Genomic DNA, 20,902 nt, shown 5'->3' with positions numbered 1-20,902 from the left:
GAAAGATATGCAAATGTTGACCGGAAAACACCCGATCGCAGGCAATTGGGTTAGCTCGGAAGCCACCTTTTCCTCGGACCCTGCCCATGGCTCTAGCCATGACTTTGCCATCGACACGCCGGCGGATGTAGACGCGGCCGTTACGGCGGCAGAAGACGCCTTTGCCACGTTCGGCTGTTCTTCGCGCGCTGAACGTGCCGCCCCGCTGCACGCAATCGCAGATGAGATCGACGCCCGCGCAGTCGAGGGTCAGTTGACCTGCACCCTTCACATGGGCGACGCTGATCGTGACGCCGCCCGTGCGTTGCAGCCTGTCCTGGAACGCAAGGCCGGTCGCCTGCCGGCCAACGACTTTCCCACCGAGGTCGAGGTCTACGACAGCATGGTTCTTCGCGGTCACCAACCGGCATCGACCAACTTCGGCGCTACATCGGTCGAAACGCTGCCAATTCGCAGCTTCCTGCGCCCGGTCTGCTATCAGGACATTCCTGCAGATCTTTTGCCTGAGAAAGTATGAGGACAGTTATGGCGTTATCCAACCCCTCCAACCGGCTGTCCGGCAAAACTGCCCTGATCACCGCTGCGGGTCAGGGCATTGGCCGCGCCACAGCCGAACTTTTCGCCGCCGAAGGCGCCCAAGTAATTGCCAGCGACATCAACGATGCTTCTCTGGTCGAGCTGGACGCAATCGATGGCGTTAGCGCCTTAAAACTTGACGTTACAGACGCCGATGCCGTGCGAGCGGCGGTGGATAATCTGCCGGTACTAGACGCTCTGTTCAACTGTGCCGGTTATGTGGCTTCGGGTTCGATCCTTGAATGCGAAGAGACCGATTGGGATTTCAGTTTCGATCTGAACGTTAAGGCGATGTACCGGCTGATCCGGCTGACCCTGCCGGGAATGCTGGATAATGGCGGCGGATCGATCATCAACATGTCCTCGGTCGCATCGTCGATGAAGGGTGTGCCGAACCGGTTCGCTTACTGCGCCTCAAAAGCGGCCGTGATCGGCCTGACCAAATCGATCGCATCCGACTATGTGACACAAGGCATCCGCTGCAATGCGATCTGCCCGGGAACTGTCGACAGCCCCAGCCTGCATGATCGACTGCGCGCCACCGGGGATTATGATCAGTCCATGACTGATTTCATTGCCCGTCAGCCGATGGGTCGGATCGGTACTGCGGACGAGATTGCGGAACTGGCTCTCTATCTGGCCAGCGACACCAGCCGATACACAACAGGACAGCCCTTTGCCATCGACGGCGGCTGGACGATCTGAGTGGAAAAGGACCCTTGAATGAAACTTCTACGCTATGGTGCTGCGGGTGCGGAGAAACCCGGCCTTCTGGACAGTGATGGTGCGATCCGCGACCTGTCCGGTGTGGTGAAAGACGTCTCGGGTGATACACTGAGCGATGAAAGTCTGGCCAGACTGCGTCAGATCGATCCACACAGCCTTCCATTGGTCGAGGGTGATCCCCGGATTGGCGCCTGCGTTGGACAGGTCGGTAAATTCATCTGCATCGGCCTGAACTACGCTGACCACGCGGCAGAAAGCGGTATGGAACTGCCGCAAGAGCCGGTGATTTTTTTCAAGGCAACCTCGGCTATCATCGGACCCAACGACACTGTCGAAATCCCGCGGGGCTCGGTCAAAACGGACTGGGAGGTTGAACTGGGCGTCGTTATCGGCAAAGCGACCAAATATGTCTCGGAAGCGCAGGCGATGGACCATGTGGCCGGGTATTGCGTGATTAATGACCTGTCCGAACGTGACTTTCAGCTGCACCGCTCGGGCCAGTGGGTAAAGGGTAAATCGGCAGATACGTTCGGTCCGATTGGCCCGTGGCTGGTCACACGAGATGAGGTCGCGGACCCGCAAAACCTGCCGATGTATCTTGAGGTAAACGGGCAGCGATATCAGGACGGCTCGACCAAAACGATGTATTTCGGGGTGGCAACAGTGATCTCGCACTTGTCGCAATTCATGTCACTGCAACCGGGCGATGTGATCTCAACCGGGACGCCTCCGGGCGTAGGCATGGGGCAGAACCCGCAGGTTTACCTCAGACCGGGCGACAGGATGGAACTGGGCATTAAAGGATTGGGCGTGCAGCGTCAGGAAGTCGTTGCTGGCTGAATGATGGTTTTTGTATTGCCACCGCCCGCAGAATACCCGACGGGCGGTGGCAAGCTAGAGTAATCAGTCGCTGATCGCGCCTTCCTCGTCGCGGCGCTGATGCATCTTGGCTTTGACCCTTGCGCCCACGATCAGGGGTAGAACGAAGCCGATGAAGGCAATCGCCCACAGGGCAATCGCCAGTGGACTGTCGATCAGGGTCCACCAGTTGCCATTGTCGATGGTGACAGCACGGCGGAGGTTGTTCTCCATCGAGTTACCCAGCAACGTACCAAGAATGATCGGCACCAGCGGTACGTCCAGCTTGCGCAGAACCCAGCCCATGACGCCGAACCCGATCATCACCAGAAGATCAAAGCTGGAGCCCGAAATGCCGTAGATGCCCACAAAGCTGACCATGGCCACAACCGGCATCAGGATGCGTGAAGGGACCATCAAGACACGAGTGAACAAGCCAACCATTGGGATGTTCATCGCCAGAAGCATGAAATTGGCTATAAACAGAGCCGCAATCAAGCCCCAGACCACGTCCGGGTTCTGCGTGAACAGCAGCGGTCCAGGTGTGATATTCAGAGCCAGCAAAACCGCCAACAACACGGCAGTGGTGCCCGACCCTGGCACGCCCAGCGCCAGCATAGGCACCAACGCGCCACCTGCGGCGGCGTTGTTCCCGGCCTCGGGTGCGGCCACGCCGCGCGGATCACCGGTGCCAAAGGTATTTTCTTTGTCCACCAGCCGTTTTTCCATCGAATACGAGATAAACGACCCCAGCGAGGCCCCCGCCCCAGGCAAAACACCGGCCAGGAAGCCAAGGAAAGAGGTGCGCAGCATTGTCGGTGTGCACTGCTTGATCATCGACATCGGCGGATACAAACGACCAATGTTCAACTTACGACCTTCAGCATCCGATCCGCCGTGGCGGTGCTCAAGGAAGATGAACACTTCGGACAACGCAAACAGACCCACGATGGCGACAAGGAAATCCAGACCGTCATACAAATGGACTTCACCAAAGGTGAAACGCGGAACGCCTGTCTGTGTATCGACACCGATGGTTGCCAATCCCAGGCCCAGTGCGGCAGCAAAAGCCGACTTGGCCTGATTGGTCGAGGACACACCGCCCAAGGTCATAAAAGCCAGCGCAAAAAGCGCGAAGTATTCGGCGGGGCCGAACAACAGCGCGATCTTCACCAGCTGCGGCGCGAGGAAAATCAAGCCCCAGGTAGCCAGAAACGCACCTACAAATGATGCGATACCTGAAAGCGACAACGCTTCGCCCGCGAAACCCTTCTTGGCCATGGGATGACCATCGAGACAGGTCATCATGGCGGGCTCATCCCCGGGGATGTTCAGCAGGATCGACGAGATCCGCCCCCCGTACATTGCCCCGTAATAGACACTGGTTAACAGGATCAGCGAGGGCGTTGCCCCCAACCCCAGCGTAAACGCCAGCGGGATCAGTATGGCCACGCCATTTGACGGGCCCAGACCGGGCAACGCGCCCATGATCGTGCCCAGAAAACAGCCCAGCAGGGCCAGCATCAGGTTCTGCCACGTCAGCGCGATGGCGAAACCGTCTCCGAGGGATGCCAGAGTTTCCATGATCCCCTCCTTAGAAACCCAAAGGCCCGCGAGCCAGCGACAGGCCCAGAACCAGATGGAAGATTACGTAGATGCCCAAGGACGTTCCAACGCCAACGAAAATGCTTTCCAGCGGGCCGGAACCCAGCCGCCAAGCGAGGTATGCCGCAGCAAACGCGGTCGCGATGACAAAGCCAACAACCGGCAAGAACTCGGCATAGAGGATCATCACGACCACGGCCGCTCCAACTTCGACGAGGCGGCCAAGGGCAGGCCATTGCGGCTCGGCATCCGGGCGCAAAGCGATGACTGCGCTGGACAGACCCAGAATTGCGGCGATGATCAGAGGGAAAGCTTTGGGTCCAACGGCATCGGAAAGAAAGCTCTCTTCGATCGCAAGCGCGGAAATAGCGAATCCGATGGCGAGAAGTATTCCGACGACCCCGAAGATGCGGTCACTCATCGGTGTCTCCTATTATTCGGGTAAAGATGGTGATCCGGGAGCCATTGGTCAGAACGGCACCCGGACACATACGATTGTTGTGGTTATTTGATGATCCCGATCTCTTTCGAGATGGTCTGGATCTGACCAACGGATTCGGCCACGAAGTTCTGGAAGTCTTCGCCCTGCAGGTCCAGCGGAGCCAAGCCGTTGGCAGCCATTACCGTTTTCCACTCGTCCGAAGCGTATAGGTCACCGATCTTGCCGACCCAGTCACCGTATGCCGCGTCGGTCATACCACCGGGTGCGTAGAATCCGCGCCAGTTGGCACCAATTGCATCGATACCCTGTTCTTTGGCTGTCGGGAAATCTGCGAATTCACCCGGCAGACGGTCGGGTGCCAGCACCGCGATCACCTTGATGTCACCAGAATCAACGAAGCCTTTGGCTTCCGAGATATCGCCGGTGAAAGCCTGAACCGAACCGGCCAGTAGCTGGGTAACGGCCTCGCCACCGCCATCAAAGGCGATGTATTTCACTGAACGCACATCATCGATGCCATAGGCATTTGCCGCAATCAGCACTTTCAGGTGGTCCCAACCGCCCACGGCCGAGCCGCCAGCGACCGAAACAGATGTCGGGTCAGCTTTGATCTGGTCCAAAAGTTCGGGCAGCGTGTTAACACTGCTGTCCGCGGCGACGGCAATTACGCCATAGTCCGCACCGATGGCTGCCAGCCAACGGACCTGATCCATGGTATTGCCAGGATACGCGCCCTGCGCCAGACGCGTCGCAGTGGCGGCACTGGCTGCAACGATCAGGCTGTCATCCTCGCCACGCTTATTGACCACCTCAGCGAAAGCGACACCACCGCCGCCGCCGGCCAGGTTCACGACCTGCATGGTCTGATCGATCAGACCGAGGTCCTGCAGCGACTTGCCCACCTGCCGGCAGGTAAAGTCCCAACCGCCACCCGGGTTCGCCGGCGCGATACATTCAGGGTTTTCCTGTGCATTTGCGGCAAAGCCGGACAGGGCAAAAACGGCAGCAGCAATCGCACCACTGGTTCCAAACAGTTTCATTTGTTCCTCCTCCTCAGGTCTTTTTGGGCTACTTTTGCGCAGCCGAAACCGGTCCCTGCACAGATCGGGCACGCAGACCCTTCCTTGCAGGTTGATTTTCTTTAACGAATAATGCTGTCACGAACCTGTCACACCGGTGACCGTTGGTTTGCGGGGGACCCATGCGCGTTTTGATGATCGAAGATGCCGAGGATCTGGCCGAGGGTGTGGTGGCGCACTTGGCCCGGTCTGGTGTTGTCTGCGACCTGGCCACAACGGTTGAGTCGGCCCGAGATTTCTGCGCGGTCCAGAGCTATGACGCCATTCTATTGGATATCAATCTGCCTGACGGGTCAGGTTTGAGTTTCCTCGGGAAAATTCGAAACTCGGGTGACCGAACACCTGTTCTGATGCTGACGGCCCTGACCTCGGTCGACGATCGGGTTGCCGCATTGGACAAAGGCGCCGACGACTATTTGGGCAAACCTTTCGATCAGCGCGAACTTGAGGCCCGGCTGCGTGCACTGGTCCGTCGTGACGCGGATCGCAAAAGCGAGCAAATTACACTTGGCCCCCTGATCTACGCCCCAAAGGACCGTAGCGCTAGTTTGGGGGGAAAGCGTCTGAACCTGACGGCGCGCGAGGCCGCTGTTCTGGATGCGCTGATTCGACATGAGGGGCAATACCTATCAAAATCAAGGCTTTACGACTCTCTCTATGGGTTCGAAGACGCTGATGTCGGTGAGAACGCGATCGAATTATATATCGCACGACTGCGCAAGAAGTTTACCGGTAGTCAGGTTTCAATCACCACGCAACGCGGTGTGGGGTATCGGATCGGTCTGAATGGCTAGGTTGCATCTGCCACATAGCCTGACAGCACGCGTGCTCAGCGCAGTGATCCTCATCCTTGTGCTGGGCGGGTTGCTGGTTGCTTTGTCAATCTGGGCCAACGGGCGACTGGCGGCGCGACAAGCCTATGACCGCCTGTTGCTGGGCGCGGCCAGCGATATCGCCGAATCTATTCGAATTCAAGATGGCCTGCCTGTCGTCGACTTGCCCGTGTCTGCCTTTGAATTGCTCGCTCAGGCGCCCGAAGACCGCATTTATTACGCGGTGCTTGCGCCCGGAGGGCGTTTCATCACAGGGCTGGATCGAGACACAATCATTGAAGCTCCGGACCAGGCAGGCACGGCGCCTCTGTATTTCGCGGCGGACCTTAACGGTGAACCCGCACGGTTCGTACGGGTGACACGCCTGTTTGCCGAGCGTGATTTTTCCGGAGAGGTTGAAATTGTAGTCGGCCAAACCTTGCATGCGCGGCAGTCGATGACAGCCGGCCTGATGCGCGACGCGCTGTTGCCTATGGGGATCGCCGGGGTATTGCTGCTGGTCATGTCGTGGTTCGTCACCCGTTCCGCACTACGCCCGCTCGAGGCGCTTTCGGACGACCTGACCCGCCGCGACCCCTACGACCTGACTCCCATGGCCAGCGACGGGCTGCCGCATGAATTGCAGGTCATGTTGGGCGCGATGAACCGGTTTATGGGTCGATTGGACCGACAGGTGGACACGATGCGCAATCTGATCGCGGACACCGCGCACCAGTTGCGCACACCCGTTGCTGCCATTCGGGTGCAGGCCGAAATCGCGCAGGACGACCCCGACGCTCCGGCTCGCAAGCGCGCGTTGGAACGTCTGTTGGGGCGCACGCGATCACTTGGCGCTTTGCTGGACCAGCTCTTGTCACGCGCCATGGTCATCCACCGCATCGACAGCGCTCCGCGTCGTCCGGTGGATTTGCGCGAAGTAGCGCTGGACATACTCGAACAGCGCGACCACGAGCTGATCGCACCGAGTGTCGAGGTGAGGCTCGAGATTGGCGAAGACCCCGTGATGGTGAATGCAGATGCCTTTTCCATTGGCGAGGCGGCCAAGAACCTGCTGGGCAACGCATTGCGGCACGGCATACCACCAGTCAGCATTGGCGCCGATCATTTGGACGGGCGTGCGGTTTTGTGGGTGCACGATTGTGGAGCGGGACCGGATACGTCGATATCCGAACAGTTGGGCGGCCGGTTCAACCGTACCTCCGCCTCTGGCGAGGACAGTTCAGGGCTTGGCCTGTCCATCGTCAAATCCACGGCCGAGGCTTTTGACGGTAAGGTTGAAATGACGCGCGGGGAAAGCGGCTTCCGTGCCGCCCTGAGCTTTCCAGCAGCAGGCGCGAGGGTATGATGATCCGGCTTTTGGTCCTTTGCAGCTTGTTTTTGCTTCCGCTGGTGCCGCATCAAACCCGCGCGCAGGAAGCCGTCGCACAATTCGGCACGGGCTCTGAAGAGATGCTAATCCGTTCGACCACGGACATCGTCATTATCCGCCCGGTAATGGAGCAATTCGCAGCCCTGAACCCCGACCTGACCATCAGCTATGAGCAATGGGGATCGAACGCCCTGTTCCAGCACAGCAAAACCGTCTGTAAAACTGGTGAGGGCGCAGCGGATGCGGTGTTTTCCTCGGCTGTTCAGCAAATGGTGTGGCTGGTGAATTCAGCCTGCGCGACCCGGTATTCTTCGGACGCGACCAATGCTCTGCCACATGCCCGACGTTGGCGAGATGAGTTGTGGGGGATCACAACTGAACCTGCAGTCATCGTTTACAACAAGGATCGCCTGCCGGACGACAGCGTGCCCCGCAACCGCTTTGCGCTGCTGGATTCAATGCGCACACAGCCCGAGCTGCTACGCGGGCGTGTGGCGACGTATGACATCGCAGCCTCGGGGTTGGGGTATCTCTTCGCCTACGGCGACAGCCTCGAAGCCACGACATTCGGGTCGCTGATCGAAGGTTTTGCCCGCATTGATGCCGTTGCCACCTGCTGTTCCGCTGAAATCATCCGAGATGTGGCCGAGGGGCGGTTTCTGATTGCGTACAACGTTTTAGGGTCTTACGTCGCCAACGCAAACGCGCCCGGTCTGGGTGTAATCCTGCCTGAAGACTACACGCTTGTCCTATCGCGCGCCTATATGATCCCGCGGCAAGCCCGCAACGCGCATGCCGCAACACAACTGTTGGATTTTCTGCTGTCGGCACAAGCTCAGGACCTGTTGGCAACTGCGGGGCTGGTCGCGCGGCTGGACGCAACCGAGACGGGTCTGGCGCCCAGCGCCCGCCGTTTTATCCCGCTGTCTCCGGCCTTGCTGGTGGCCAGAGATCAAAACAGGCGGGCCGAGCTGTTCAAACTGTGGAACGACGCGTTCAACGTCGAGACCGCGCGTTAAGCTTGCTTCTCCACTTCTTCGACCGGAGCGGCATCGGCTTCGATCACGTCTTCGACCTCTTTAACGTCTTCCGGTTCAGCCTTGTCCTCCAGCGCACCGACGATCAGCGGCAACATATGAACACCGGTTGCACTTGCGATTTCCGGTGTTCGCGGTGTTTGCCAGCTGAGCGTGTCGAAGCTGTGGCAGTTCTGGCAAACCGGGCCCCATTCAGCCTGAATGTCATGGCAATTATCACAGACCCATTGCGGCCCACGCGGCGCGTTGAGAGCTCGTGCCAGCCACCCCTGCACCACAGCATCAGAAGCGCCCTCGCCCCGTTCTATTGCCGCCATCAGTGTGTAGGCCCGCGCATCGCCCTGTTTTTCCACAATGTCACCTAGGGCGCGGCGCGCCTCGGGAAAGTCCTCGGCTACAATATTCAGTTCGGCCAGAATCAGGCGGGTTTCCATGTTTTCTGGGTGAACGCGCGTCAGTGCAGTAAACCGTTTGATCCGGTCCTCAGCGGATTCATCGGGCGCAATTTCGGCAAAGGCATGGGCCAGATCGGGATGCGGCTGAACCTCCCACGCTTTTTTCAGAATCTTGGTCGCGGCGCGCAGCTTGCCCTTGGCAATATAAGCACGTGCAGCCATGGCCGCAGCAGGAACCAGGTCAGGAGAAAGCCGGTTGGCCTCGATCGCATGTTCCTGTTGCTCGACCGTAGCGCTTTCGTCCAGAATTTCCTTGGCCTCGGACAGGGCCAGAACGGCGTCGCGACGTTTGAACACGTCGCGCGGCAGGTACCCGGACTTTAGTTTGGACGTCAGGGTCGAACGCGCGCCGGCCCAATCCTGCGCCTTGGTTTGCAGATTCAGCAGCACATCCTGAGTTTCTTCATGGCGCGGTTTGATCGACAATGCCTTTTCGGCCAGCTTGCGCGCAGTCTCATCATCGCCTTCTGCCAGCTTCTGTTTCATGATGCCGCGCACCCCGACAAAACGGGTTGCGTTGTTCGTGACCAACTTCTTGTAAGTCTCGGATGCCTTTTTCGTGTCGCCCGTCATCTCAGCCGCCTGCGCCACAAGAAGGTTGGTGAGCTCCGGCTTGTTCAGCAGCTTTTCGGCTTTGTTGGCCTTGGTCATGGCCGCGCGCCCCTCGCCCGAGGCCAAAGCCATCAGCCCATCGGCCAGCGCCTGATAGCCGCGCTTCTCCCGGCTGCGGTCAAAATAGCGCGACAGGGCAGTTTCGTCGCCATTGAGGAATTTCAGCGTCGCAACCAGCAGGCTGAGCAACTTGAAAAACAGCCAAACGGCAACAACCAGCACGCCTAAAGCGATCACTGATTGCAGTGGCCCCAACGTATATTCCGTGCCCGCTACGGTGATCTGAACGCCGCCGCTGGACTCCATGAGAAACCCTGCACCCATGGCCAGCAGGCCGATAATCGCAACAAAAACAAGGATCTTTAACAATGACCACAGCATGGCAGGTCCTTCAGTTCGAGTTCACGCTTGAAACAAGCGCATTCGCGGCTTCAACAGCGGCGGCCCGTGCCTGGGCCGTCTGCACCCAATCGGCCATCGCAGACTGCGCGGCCTCAGGCAATGATTTGAGTTCATTCAGCGCAGCTGTAACATTCCCTTCCGCTAGATCCGCCTGAGCCCGTGACAGAATTGCGTCCGGATTGTCACCGTCCTGAGGTGTTACTGACCGCGCACCAGTTTGGCGCTGAAGGAACGCAACCAGCCCGGTCCCCTTGTCCGCGTCTCGTGCGTCAGCAAGTGCAGAGCGGGCAGCTGGTGAGAACGACGCGCTGAGGGCAGAGATCGTCGCAACCCCTTTGTCTGCCGGAGCAGACAAAGCGTCGGGCACGGTCACTCCACCGGCTTGCAACTCTGACAGCAGATCAGAATAGGGTTGGCCAGCATCCAGCTTTCCGACCAACTGGGACAGGATGGCCCCGTTGGCGGCGGCCTGAGCATCGGCAGCCGCCTTGGATTCCAACGCCTGTGCATCTGCGACCATCTTTTCCACTTCGGCACGTTGCGTGGCCAGCGAATCCTGAAGCTTCTTCAGTTCGGCTTCATACGCCGCCACTGCCTCTGGCGATGCGCCTTCGGAAATGGGTCGTTTTTCCAGCGCGCTCAAACGGTCGGCCAAAGGATCGACTTTACCTGAAAGAGTATCCAAGCTGGACTTCACGCCCCCGATTTCACTTTCCAAAGGCGTCAATTTGTTCGACAGGGTCGTGACTTGATCCGACAAACTGGACAGGTCCGGGTTCTCTGAGAGGGTCTTGGACAGCTTAGCGATCTCATCGGATTGATCGGCCAGTTTCGCCTCCAGCGCGGAAATCGCGTCCGTGGCCGTGGAGTCATTGGTAAAAAGCCCGGCATTTCCCGCCGCAAATCCGATTGCTGCTGCAACTGCACCGCCAATCAGAGCTGGTATGAATCCGCCACGTTTTTCCACTTTGCGTTCGATGACTTTTTCTTCGACATTCGCGGCTTCGGCTTCGGCTTCGGCTTCGGCTTCGGCTTCGGCTTCGGCTTCGGCTTCGGCTTCGGAAATCACCTCTTCGACGGGCTCTGCCGCGTCAAGGGACGTATCGACGTCTTCCGTCTCGCGTTGGACAGATTCATCCTGAACCACCGCGTCGGGATTAGGGTTCTCTACCGGCTCCTGATCGGACTTCTTCTTGCCAGCCACCGTCACATTCCCCTTATCGATTCCAAAAACACCTGAACTACGAACCAGTCCAAGTTAATCCGCGCTTGGCGCGCTCTCAACCCGCATCGCAAGTTTCACAAGCTTTTTAACGGCTTTCCGCATTTTTACGGGCGTCGGCTGCTTGGCGACTTTCAGGTGGCTGTAACCCAGATTTTCAAGGGGTTCAGCGGTCGCATCGCTGATTGCCGCCAGCCACAATGGCGCTGTTCCCGACCAAACATCGGCAAATTGTCGCGCCGTGCGAGGTGAGAACAATGGCGCAAGAACCGCGGCGTCGCCCGTGGTTGCTTCCACGGCTTCGTCGGAAAAAGGCAGCAGGTTCTGCCGGTAAACCGGTTGCTCAAGCACTGTCAAACCCGACTCGGTCAGCCGCTCGGCTACATTCCCACGACTATATTCACCCCTCAAATGCATCAAAGGGCTTTGAGGTCTGAGTTGCAGCAAGGTAGCAATCAGTTCTTCCGCCGTCCCGCCACCCATCTGCGCCTTCCACCCGGCATTTACTGCGGTTCCGGTCGTTACAGGCCCGACACAAAAGGCCGGCAGACTTCGATCCACGCCCATCGAGGCCGCCGCATTCACAGCGTTTGCCGATGTGAAGATCAGCCCTTTCACGCCGCTCATGTCAGCCTGAACCTGCATCGGTTTGATCTCAATCAGCGGAGAATGAATGACCTTCACCCGCGACCTGGTGCGGGTCGGCAGCTGCGCAACGAACCTCTCCGAGGCGGCGCGAGGGCGGGTCATCAACAAATACAACGGGCGGCGCCTTCGGCCTTGGGATTGTTTGCATCCGCGCAGGGTGATACCCCGCTTGGCAGTCATGATGCAACGGATCAGGCCAATGGTGCAAACACTTACCGTCCTTGGACTGGAGAGCAGCTGTGACGATACAGCCGCCGCAGTCGTGCGCCAATCCGAAGGCGCGCGGGTTGAAATTATGTCTTCTGTCGTTCATGGCCAGACCGAGTTGCACAGCGCCTATGGCGGTGTAGTGCCCGAGATCGCAGCGCGGGCACACGCTGAAAAGCTGGATATTTGTGTGATCCAGGCGCTCGAGGACGCCGGTTTGAAGCTGCGCGACATGGACGCCATCGCCGTGACCGCCGGTCCGGGCCTGATCGGAGGCGTAATGTCGGGCGTCATGTGTGCCAAAGGGCTGAGTGCGGCTACGGGCCTGCCCCTGATTGGCGTCAACCATCTGGCCGGGCACGCATTGACGCCGCGCCTGACCGATGGAATTGCCTTTCCCTATCTCATGCTGCTGGTCTCAGGCGGTCACTGCCAGTACCTGATCGCTCACGGGCCCGAGCGATTTACTCGCCTCGGAGGTACGATTGACGATGCCCCGGGTGAAGCATTCGACAAAACCGCCCGCCTGCTCGGCTTGCCACAACCCGGTGGCCCCTCGGTCGAGGCAGAGGCGCGAATGGGTAATCCCAAACGATTCCGATTTCCGCGGCCCCTTCTGGACAGGCCCGATTGCAATCTGTCCTTTTCCGGTCTCAAAACGGCTTTAATGCGTACACGAGACCAGATCGTAAATGAACAAGGCGGTTTAACACGTCAGGACCGAGCTGATCTATGTGCTGGTTTCCAACAAGCCATTGTTGACACCTTGGCCGAGAAAACCCGCCGTGCCATCTCAATTTATCTTGACGAAAACCCTACTGATCCGGTGATCGCTGTCGCCGGTGGCGTCGCGGCAAATACTGCGATTCGTCAAGTGTTAGAGACTGTTTGTTCCGATATGGGCGCGCGGTTCACCGCACCGCCACTTGCCCTGTGCACCGATAATGCTGCGATGATCGCGTATGCCGGGATCGAGCGATTTCTGACCGGGGCACGGGACGGGTTGGACCTGACTGCAAGACCCCGATGGCCATTGGATCAGACCAGCCCTTCGATGTTGGGCAGCGGTAAGAAAGGCGCAAAAGCATGAGTGTTTCTGTACTGGGATCGGGGGCTTTTGGTACAGCGCTGGCAATTTCACTGGCCGGAAACGGGCCGGTGACATTGTGGTCGCGATCCAAGAAACAAGCGCAGGTGATGCAGACTGCCCGGGAGAACGCAGCGCGCCTGCCCGGCGTCTCACTTCCCGAAAACCTGACCGTAACGGCCGGATTGCCCGAGGCTGCACAGAGTACTGTTTTGCTACTGGCGGTTCCAATGCAGCAATTGCGCGCTGCATTGGTACAAAATGAAACTGCTCTGGCCGGAAAAACCCTTGTCGCCTGCTGCAAAGGGATCGAATTGTCTTCGGGTCTTGGCCCAGTTTCCGTCATCAGGCGGATTATCCCGGATGCAAGCCCTGCCCTTTTGACCGGTCCCAGCTTTGCCGATGACATAGCACGGGGTCTGCCCACGGCTTTGACATTGGCCTGCGAGGACACTGTATTGTGCCAGCAATTGCAAGCTGATCTGACGACCGCAAACCTGCGGCTCTATCGAACATCAGACACAATCGGTGCCGAGCTGGGCGGGGCACTCAAAAACGTGATGGCAATTGCTTGCGGCGCGGCTATCGGTGCAGGGTTGGGCGACAGCGCACGCGCCGCATTGATGACTCGTGGGTTTGCCGAAATGCATCGCTTTGCGGCCATGCGCGGCGCACAGGCTGAAACCTTGATGGGCCTGTCAGGGCTGGGCGATCTGGTCCTGACCTGCTCGTCTGAATTGTCCAGAAACTACCGTTTTGGCCTTTCTTTGGGTCTAAACCAATCATTTGACAGTGCGACAACCGTCGAAGGTGTGGCCACCGCCCGCGCTATGGCCGAAATTGCCAAGACCGAAAGGCTGGACATGCCGATCAGCACGACGGTGGCAGATCTTAGCCACGGCGCTTACAGTGTGCCCGAAGCAATCCAAAACCTGCTCAATCGCCCGCTTAAGGAGGAATAATATGCTGATCGCACTGATCGCACGCGACAAGGACGGTGCCCTGCAAACCCGGCTGGACAATCGGTCCGCCCATTTGGCTTACATCGAGGAAACCGGCGTTGTCTCTCAGGCTGGCCCTTTGTTGAACGGCGACGCCATGATTGGCTCACTGATCATTCTCGAAGTCGAGGACGAGGCCGCTGCGCAGACCTGGGCCGACAACGATCCGTACGCCAAAGCCGGTCTGTTCCAGTCGGTCGAGCTGATCCCCTGGAAAAAGGTGATTGGCTAATGGCGTATTGGCTGTTCAAATCCGAACCCTCGACGTGGAGCTGGGATCAACAGGTTGCCAAAGGCGACGTGGGCGAAGAATGGGACGGTGTTCGCAACTACCAGGCGCGCAATTTCATGCGCCAGATGCAGGTCGGTGACCGCGGGTTCTTTTATCATTCCCAAAAGGACAAAGCGATTGTGGGCATTGTCGAAGTCTGCGCCGAGGCGCATCCCGACAGCACCACTGATGATGAGCGTTGGGAATGTGTTGATATCAAAGCGGTTCGCCCTTTCTTGCTATCAGTAACGCTGGATCAAATTAAGGCTGATGAACGATTGGCGGACATGGTGCTTGTCAAGAACTCACGCTTGTCCGTTCAACCCGTAAGTGAAGACGAATGGGTAGCGATATGTGCACTGGGTAATACCCCGGCGGATTGACAGGATAGGTTCTGACGGGCGCAAACCTTCTCAAAAGCGCTATAAAATGCTATATTTTACAGGCTGCACCTGGTGGGGGTTTGCCGACCGCGTTTTGCGCGTTCACGATTCCTGTGGTGTTGCTCGAATACTGATTGGTCATTTCGAAAGCTTGAACCCATGTCTGACGTTGAAGGCAGCAATGGGACAACCGAAGATTTTGTTGCTGAGCAAAACTCAAAAAGCTGGGAAGCGCGCCTTGAAGTTGCGCGCAAGCAGCGTGCAATCGCGCTCGAACGGGTGAAACAGTCGGCTGCAAAAGCCTCTTCAGAGATTATGCCGCAAAAACAAGACGACAGCTCGCCGCCCACACAGGGCGTCTCGAAGCTCGAGCGGGTTGTTTACAAGTTTACCCACTCAACTACCCAAGCTCGGAAATACCAGTTCCAATTGCCGTCTGGCATCCTTCTTATCGTTCTGGCAGCAATGATATGCGGAGCCGTCTTGCAATGGGCAGCCACCAGTCTCTTAGGCAACTGGCGGCATACTGAAGAATTGCCCGAGGTAAGTCAGGCTCTTTCTCCGGAAATCCCACCATCGCAGATCAGGGCCGCGGCCAATATTGCTTCACCACCGTTGGAGGCTGACATATTGGCAGAATTCTCCAAAGTTATGTCATTAACCCAATCGGCAGAGGATGCTGCCAATAGCATGTTCCAGCCCGAACTTCCGAGCTTCAGGGGCGTTATGGATTTTTCCGCTTCTGCGTCAACATTGGCCGAACCGCTTCCTACGTTCGACTATGCGCCGGATTTGCCAGAAGACACTTCTGCAGGATTACCACTATCCTCGATCCAGGCTGTCGACGGGCCTGCGTCCTCGTCAATAGCTGGGCCTGCACCTGCATTACCTACTGGCCCTGCGTATTCGGATGAGCCGGTGCCAACGAACGTGGACGTAGCCGTTCTTCAGGCACTGGGCATACCGGATTCATTTCCGTCGCAAATCCAGACCGGCATTGCGGAGGTGTCACTTTTTGTTCCAGCCAAAGTGTCTGATAACACCAGCACCAACGCGCTTGAGGCATTGACCGAGAGCCGGGCTGAGGTTGTCGCGACATCACGGGTACACTACTCGGTTAAAGAAACCCAAGTTCGTTTTTATCACCCGATTGACGCAAAAAAGGCTGCGCTGGCGGCAAGGGCACTTGGCGGTGTTTCACGAGATTTTACAAACGCTGGTACTAAAACGCGACCGGGGCGAATTGAAGTATATTTGGCTGGACAGGGTGGTAGCCCGAAACGCAACTCAAGTGGCTCGTCTCAAAAGATCGAGCAGTTTGTCGCCAGGCTTCTTAACGAATTCAGGTGAGATTATCGGGAAGGTTCCGACGATGCAGAACCTTCCCAACCCCCGCGTGTTCCCTACTCACCACACGCGTATGGAAATTCTTGGTCCTGACCGTCCTGGTCACAGCTTGACGTTAGCCGATATCAGTTCAAATAAGAAAGCGCCAAGTATTTAAAATATATAGAAAAGTCAAAGCGCCCATCAGATAGTCCGACGGGCGCAAGACATTAACGAGATGATCAGCCGTAAACCGATTCCTTGCCGAAATGTTTGGTCAACATGTAGTAGACCACGGCGCGATACTTGTTGCGCTCGGACATGCCATATGTTTCCAGAACCTTGTTGATGCCTTCCGCTAGCTCGGGACCATCCGACAGACCCAGCTTTTTGATGAGGAAATTGTTCTTAACCGTCTCCAGCTCGCCCTCCTGGCTTGCCGCAACGGTGGACGCATCGGCGTCGTAGATGGCCGGGCCGCAACCTATAGTGACCTTGGTCAACAAGTCCATATCGGCATCCATGCCACATTTCGCCTTCAGGTCTTCGGCATATTTAGCGATCAGTTCGTCGCGTTTTCCCATTGTTGTCTCCTGATTTGGGTTCATTTCTGGCCACTCCAGCGCCGCAGACACGGTAACGGGCGCAAGAATTTGCACAAAGGGAAAAATTCCGCGCATTCCCCCCTTCACTGATCCCGAATTCTGATCGGGCTTGATTTCCAGGCCTTCTTTATTTAACATTTTTGTTAAATTTTCAGACCAGGAGGTTGCAATGAGCGTATCCCTACCGAATGAAAGCCCTGATTACCGCACCGCCCGAAATGAGTTGCTAAATGCCGAAGTCGAGCTGAGAGCCCGGATTGAAGACGTGGCCAGATTGCGGCGTGGTTTGCCGAAAGGCGGGGCGATCCCGCAAGATTATGCATTTCGAACCGTTCAAGGCGCAGCTGCGCCCCTGTCATCTTTATTTGGTTCCCATGACACCTTGGCTATTTATTCATTGATGTATGGCCCTAATGCCGAAGGCCCCTGCCCGATGTGTTCGGCCCTTCTCGACGGGCTGAACGGGCAGGTCGTACATCTTTCGCAAAAAATCGCCTTTGCGGTCGTCGCTCAGAATACCCCTGAAATACTGGCTGAACTGAAAATCAAAATGGGCTGGAACGATCTTCCACTCTATTCAGCACTGGGTACGGATTATCAGCGCGACTATCTGGCCGAATCAGAGGATGGCAGCCAACTGCCGATCCTGAACGTCTTTCAGCGGGATCAGGAGGGAATCCGTCACTTCTGGAGTTCCGAGATGTTCTTTCAACCGAGTGACTGGCACCCAAGGCACGTGGATTCGGCCTGGCCACTCTGGAACGTTCTGGATTTCACGCCACAAGGACGTGGGGATTTCTTCCCCACCTTGCGTTGAAGACTTGGTAATGAAAACGGCGGCCGCACGGACCGCCGTCTCTATTCAGCGAGAAGCGAAAATCAGTAACGATAATGCTCGGGCTTGTACGGTCCTTCCGGCTTCACGCCGATATAGGCCGCCTGTTCGCCATCCATCTGGGTCAGCTTCACGCCAATTCGGTCCAAATGAAGGCGCGCGACTTTCTCATCCAGATGTTTGGGCAGGATGTAGACCTTGTTTTCGTACTCATCGCCCTTGGTGAACAGTTCGATCTGCGCCAGAACCTGGTTGGTGAACGAGGCCGACATTACGAACGAAGGGTGACCAGTGGCATTGCCAAGGTTCAGCAGACGTCCTTCGGACAGCAGGATGATGCGGTTACCCGAGGGCAGCTCGATCATGTCCACCTGGTCCTTGATGTTGGTCCACTTGTGGTTCTTCAGGTTGGCCACCTGAATTTCGTTGTCGAAATGACCGATATTGCCGACGATGGCCATGTCCTTCATCTCACGCATATGCTCGATGCGGATCACGTCCTTGTTGCCGGTGGTGGTGATGAAGATGTCGGCACTTGCGACTTCGTCTTCCAGCAAAGTGACCTCGAAGCCGTCCATAGCAGCCTGTAGGGCACAGATCGGGTCAACCTCGGTCACTTTCACCCGGGCTCCGGCGCCGCGCAGGGACGCAGCCGAACCTTTACCGACATCACCATAACCGCAGACCACAGCAACCTTTCCTGCCATCATGGTATCGGTCGCGCGGCGGATACCGTCGACCAGCGATTCCTTGCAGCCGTATTTGTTGTCGAACTTCGATTTGGTAACCGAGTCGTTCACGTTGATCGCCGGGAACGGCAACTGGCCGTCCTTCACCAACTGGTACAGGCGGTTCACACCGGTGGTGGTTTCTTCGGACACGCCTTGAATCTGGTCGCGCATCTTGGTGAACCAACCCGGCGAGGCTGCCATGCGTTTGGCGATCTGGGCTTTGATGACTTCTTCTTCTTCCGAGGACGGCAAAGGGATGATGTCCTCTCCGGCTTCGGCACGAGCACCCAGCAGGATATACAGTGTTGCGTCACCGCCATCATCAAGGATCATGTTGGGGCCGTCTGCAAACAGGAACGACTTATCCAGATAATCCCAGTGCTCTTCCAGCGTCTGACCCTTGATAGCAAAAACCGGTACGCCGGCCTTGGCAATCGCAGCAGCCGCATGGTCTTGGGTCGAGAAAATGTTGCAAGAGGCCCAGCGCACATCAGCGCCCAACGCCACCAGCGTTTCGATCAGAACAGCGGTTTGGATGGTCATGTGCAGCGAACCGACAATTCGCGCGCCATTAAGCGGTTTGCTTTCACCGTACTCGGAACGCAGGGCCATCAGGCCTGGCATTTCCGTTTCGGCAATGTCCAGTTCCTTGCGGCCAAACTCGGCCAGTGAAATGTCTTTGACGATATAGTCCCCGGCCATCAGAAGCTCCATCCCGGTAAAAATTGGTCCGGGCAGCCACTAGCATCCCTTCAGGCAAGTGGCAACGGAGATGGCCGGAAACGGGTTTAACGCCTATGAAATCAACTTGGCGTACCCTCAGCTTTGATCTTGGGTATTGCTTCAAAGAAATCCGTGCCGGCGGCAACAATACAGCTAATGCCGTTGGCGTGGGTCACTAAAACGGTATAAGTACCCGTTTCTTTCGAGGACCAGACCTCCATGACCATTTGCGCGCCACGTGTCTTTTGCAGACCGCCAAAAGTCAGTTCTTCGGCATAACTGTTCTGCAATTTGGCAATGACATCGTCGCGCATTGCACAACTTTGGGCAAAAGCGGGCGGCGCAGTGGCAGCCATTCCAAAGGTCAGGGCAATTGCGAATAAGCGTTTGAACATAGCTTGCTCCTTTCGATACGAGTTTCGTTTCGAGAGGGGCTCACCGGGAGGAGTATGCACCCCCCTCAGTCCTTATGTCGTGATCATCCTGCACCCGTTCAAAGCACGAATGCTCAAGAAAATGTTGGCAGCAAGTGATCCAGACAGGTACATCATAGCATAAAAAAGCGGCGCAGGCGCGTCTGGCGTCAGGGGGCATGGCAATATGGCAACACAACCCAGAGCATGGCAGAGGATGCTGTCTGGTCGCAGGCTCGATCTGCTGGACCCTACACCGGTAGATATCGAGATCGAGGATATCGCCCACGGACTGGCCTTTGTGGCGCGCTGGAACGGGCAAACACGCGGCGATTTCGCCTATTCCGTGGCCGAGCATTCCCTGCTGGTGGAAGAGCTTTTTGGCCGGATTGCCCCCAAAGCACCGATAAAATGGCGGCTCGCGGCATTGTTACATGACGCACCCGAATATGTGATCGGAGATATGATCTCACCGGTGAAATCCGCCGTCGGCCCGGACTATGGCGCGCTGGATGACCGTTTGGCGGCGGCAATCCACATCCGGTTCGGCCTGCCTGCTGCGGTGCCGAAAACGGTGAAACGTCAGATCAAGAAGGCCGACAAGATCAGCGCGTGGATGGAGGCCACCCAGATCGCGGGCTTTTCCGAAGCTGAAGCCACCAAGTTCTTTGGCCGCCCGGATATGGCCGTGATGGAGGGGTTGGAGATCAGGCTCAGACCACCGGTTGAGGTAAGAAATGCGTATTCGGATCGGCATGGAGCGCTGATAGGGTTACTTTAGCAACCCATTTTGAAGCAACGTCAGCTCTGAGCCCACAATCTTCGTTAACAGCCAAGGGCAATTATCCCTCATAGCTAGTGTTCAAGCGGTAGAGATTATTGGAGGCCAAACCCAGCCCCGTGACTTGGTGGCGGATTTTAAGTAAAGTGATTGGGGGTAGTCGTTATGAGAACCGTCCTTACAATCCTGATTTCATTTTTGGCTTCGCAGTCTTTTGCACAAGAAGATTCGATAAATGGTCGAATTGTGTGCAATGTTATCACAAGTCAGTTTGTCCCAACCAAGGATGGTCCCACTAGTTCAAGTACAAGATTTGGTGCGGGGTTAGCGTCAGGTACAACGCTCATTATTGATTACACGCACGATCTAGATAGCGGCCTATCTGTGTACATGGGGGCGCCAAATAGAACAAACATATTGATCGAAGAGCCCTTTCCAACAAGTAGTTTCAAAGGGATTTCCCAGATAACCAAGATTGCCGAATATCGGTCAACATACAGTGAGGTTTCGCTGGGCGAGTATTCATTGAACTATAAAGGCAACGACCAGCTTACGCTTAGAAAATGCAACGGTGATGGATGGCATGGTCACTATGTCCAAACATATGTTAGCGGTCACTTCACTCAAGTCGTCTCGCTGAGCTGCCGTCCGTTGGTGGACGCGATCGATGAAGTT

Annotated in this window: 22 protein-coding genes; 13 read left to right on the top strand and 9 right to left on the bottom strand. The window is 56.9% G+C overall.

The features are described 5' to 3' along the window. Positions 1–7 precede the first annotated feature (7 nt). Genes AC2TDA_RS07170 through AC2TDA_RS07160 form a run of 3 tightly spaced genes read left to right on the top strand, consistent with a single transcriptional unit; the run spans position 8 to position 2,142 of the window. A complete protein-coding gene (locus tag AC2TDA_RS07170; RefSeq protein WP_480896854.1) occupies positions 8–517 on the top strand; it encodes an aldehyde dehydrogenase family protein in 510 nt (169 codons plus the stop codon). An 8-nt stretch (positions 518–525) separates the two neighbouring features. Next, positions 526–1,281, top strand: a complete 756-nt coding sequence (locus AC2TDA_RS07165; protein ID WP_480877664.1) for an SDR family oxidoreductase — start codon at positions 526–528, stop codon at positions 1,279–1,281. 18 nt (positions 1,282–1,299) lie between these two features. Beyond that, positions 1,300–2,142 carry a fumarylacetoacetate hydrolase family protein gene (locus tag AC2TDA_RS07160; protein WP_480877666.1) on the top strand — a complete coding sequence of 281 codons (843 nt, stop codon included), beginning with the start codon at positions 1,300–1,302 and terminating at the stop codon, positions 2,140–2,142. 63 nt (positions 2,143–2,205) lie between these two features. Here the strand turns inward: AC2TDA_RS07160 and AC2TDA_RS07155 are convergent, their stop codons facing one another. The 3 genes from AC2TDA_RS07155 to AC2TDA_RS07145 form a co-directional block, all read right to left on the bottom strand. Continuing rightward, positions 2,206–3,744, bottom strand: a complete 1,539-nt coding sequence (locus AC2TDA_RS07155; RefSeq protein ID WP_480877668.1) for a tripartite tricarboxylate transporter permease — start codon at positions 3,742–3,744, stop codon at positions 2,206–2,208. A 10-nt stretch (positions 3,745–3,754) separates the two neighbouring features. Next, positions 3,755–4,186 carry a tripartite tricarboxylate transporter TctB family protein gene (locus tag AC2TDA_RS07150; protein ID WP_480845068.1) on the bottom strand — a complete coding sequence of 144 codons (432 nt, stop codon included), beginning with the start codon at positions 4,184–4,186 and terminating at the stop codon, positions 3,755–3,757. Between the two features lie 83 nt (positions 4,187–4,269). After that, positions 4,270–5,247 carry a Bug family tripartite tricarboxylate transporter substrate binding protein gene (locus AC2TDA_RS07145; RefSeq protein ID WP_480845067.1) on the bottom strand — a complete coding sequence of 326 codons (978 nt, stop codon included), beginning with the start codon at positions 5,245–5,247 and terminating at the stop codon, positions 4,270–4,272. A 161-nt stretch (positions 5,248–5,408) separates the two neighbouring features. Between AC2TDA_RS07145 and AC2TDA_RS07140 the strand changes: the two genes are divergently transcribed. From AC2TDA_RS07140 to AC2TDA_RS07130, 3 genes are read left to right on the top strand one after another with little or no spacing between them, the layout of a single operon-like run. Further along, positions 5,409–6,080 carry a response regulator transcription factor gene (locus AC2TDA_RS07140; RefSeq protein WP_480877669.1) on the top strand — a complete coding sequence of 224 codons (672 nt, stop codon included), beginning with the start codon at positions 5,409–5,411 and terminating at the stop codon, positions 6,078–6,080. Next, a complete protein-coding gene (locus AC2TDA_RS07135; protein WP_480877671.1) occupies positions 6,073–7,464 on the top strand; it encodes a sensor histidine kinase N-terminal domain-containing protein in 1,392 nt (463 codons plus the stop codon). Before AC2TDA_RS07140 ends, AC2TDA_RS07135 begins: the two co-directional genes overlap by 8 nt. Continuing rightward, a complete protein-coding gene (locus AC2TDA_RS07130; protein ID WP_480877672.1) occupies positions 7,461–8,507 on the top strand; it encodes an ABC transporter substrate-binding protein in 1,047 nt (348 codons plus the stop codon). The genes AC2TDA_RS07135 and AC2TDA_RS07130 overlap by 4 nt, the downstream gene beginning before the upstream one ends. Here the strand turns inward: AC2TDA_RS07130 and AC2TDA_RS07125 are convergent. The 3 genes from AC2TDA_RS07125 to AC2TDA_RS07115 are packed head-to-tail and all read right to left on the bottom strand — an operon-like array spanning position 8,504 to position 11,966. Next, entirely contained in the window at positions 8,504–9,973 is a 1,470-nt protein-coding gene (locus tag AC2TDA_RS07125; RefSeq protein ID WP_480877674.1) for a heme biosynthesis HemY N-terminal domain-containing protein, read from the bottom strand. The genes AC2TDA_RS07130 and AC2TDA_RS07125 overlap by 4 nt on opposite strands. Before the next feature lie 10 nt (positions 9,974–9,983). Beyond that, the gene (locus tag AC2TDA_RS07120; protein ID WP_480877676.1) at positions 9,984–11,198 is read right to left on the bottom strand and encodes a COG4223 family protein; all 1,215 of its coding nucleotides are present in this window, start codon (positions 11,196–11,198) and stop codon (positions 9,984–9,986) included. A gap of 54 nt (positions 11,199–11,252) precedes the next feature. Next, complete coding sequence (locus AC2TDA_RS07115) at positions 11,253–11,966, bottom strand: uroporphyrinogen-III synthase (protein ID WP_480877678.1); 714 nt, start codon at positions 11,964–11,966, stop codon at positions 11,253–11,255. 97 nt (positions 11,967–12,063) lie between these two features. Here AC2TDA_RS07115 and tsaD point away from each other — a divergent pair, with 97 nt between their 5' ends. The 5 genes from tsaD to AC2TDA_RS07090 all read left to right on the top strand — a co-directional run bounded on the left by tsaD (position 12,064) and on the right by AC2TDA_RS07090 (position 16,163). After that, positions 12,064–13,161 (top strand): tRNA (adenosine(37)-N6)-threonylcarbamoyltransferase complex transferase subunit TsaD, encoded by a 1,098-nt coding sequence (gene tsaD, locus AC2TDA_RS07110; RefSeq protein ID WP_480877679.1) that lies wholly within the window; start codon positions 12,064–12,066, stop codon positions 13,159–13,161. Then, a complete protein-coding gene (locus AC2TDA_RS07105; RefSeq protein WP_480877681.1) occupies positions 13,158–14,120 on the top strand; it encodes an NAD(P)H-dependent glycerol-3-phosphate dehydrogenase in 963 nt (320 codons plus the stop codon). The genes tsaD and AC2TDA_RS07105 overlap by 4 nt, the downstream gene beginning before the upstream one ends. 1 nt (position 14,121) lies before the next feature. Beyond that, positions 14,122–14,391 (top strand): YciI family protein, encoded by a 270-nt coding sequence (locus tag AC2TDA_RS07100; protein WP_480845057.1) that lies wholly within the window; start codon positions 14,122–14,124, stop codon positions 14,389–14,391. Continuing rightward, complete coding sequence (locus tag AC2TDA_RS07095) at positions 14,391–14,813, top strand: EVE domain-containing protein (protein ID WP_480845056.1); 423 nt, start codon at positions 14,391–14,393, stop codon at positions 14,811–14,813. The genes AC2TDA_RS07100 and AC2TDA_RS07095 overlap by 1 nt, the downstream gene beginning before the upstream one ends. A gap of 159 nt (positions 14,814–14,972) precedes the next feature. Beyond that, a complete protein-coding gene (locus AC2TDA_RS07090) occupies positions 14,973–16,163 on the top strand; it encodes a hypothetical protein (RefSeq protein ID WP_480877683.1) in 1,191 nt (396 codons plus the stop codon). A 218-nt stretch (positions 16,164–16,381) separates the two neighbouring features. On the opposite strand, the gene AC2TDA_RS07085 is transcribed toward AC2TDA_RS07090, so the two are convergent. Beyond that, positions 16,382–16,723, bottom strand: coding sequence for a DUF2853 family protein (locus tag AC2TDA_RS07085; protein ID WP_480845053.1), 342 nt, complete (start codon positions 16,721–16,723; stop codon positions 16,382–16,384). A gap of 190 nt (positions 16,724–16,913) precedes the next feature. On the opposite strand from AC2TDA_RS07085, the gene AC2TDA_RS07080 reads away from it, so the two are divergent. Next, positions 16,914–17,561: a DUF899 family protein gene (locus AC2TDA_RS07080; protein WP_480877685.1), complete on the top strand. Its 648-nt coding sequence runs from the start codon at positions 16,914–16,916 to the stop codon at positions 17,559–17,561. A gap of 62 nt (positions 17,562–17,623) precedes the next feature. On the opposite strand, the gene ahcY is transcribed toward AC2TDA_RS07080, so the two are convergent. Continuing rightward, positions 17,624–19,012, bottom strand: coding sequence for an adenosylhomocysteinase (ahcY, locus tag AC2TDA_RS07075; protein ID WP_480877686.1), 1,389 nt, complete (start codon positions 19,010–19,012; stop codon positions 17,624–17,626). Between the two features lie 101 nt (positions 19,013–19,113). Next, a complete protein-coding gene (locus AC2TDA_RS07070) occupies positions 19,114–19,428 on the bottom strand; it encodes a hypothetical protein (protein WP_480845049.1) in 315 nt (104 codons plus the stop codon). A 205-nt stretch (positions 19,429–19,633) separates the two neighbouring features. Here AC2TDA_RS07070 and AC2TDA_RS07065 point away from each other — a divergent pair, with 205 nt between their 5' ends. Beyond that, positions 19,634–20,227 carry an HD domain-containing protein gene (locus tag AC2TDA_RS07065; protein WP_480845048.1) on the top strand — a complete coding sequence of 198 codons (594 nt, stop codon included), beginning with the start codon at positions 19,634–19,636 and terminating at the stop codon, positions 20,225–20,227. Positions 20,228–20,902 lie beyond the last annotated feature (675 nt).

The organism is Ruegeria sp. HKCCD6426 (assembly GCF_057221115.1).
The sequence above is the reverse complement of the archived record's forward strand: the minus strand, read 5'-3'. Positions and strand labels throughout refer to the sequence as shown.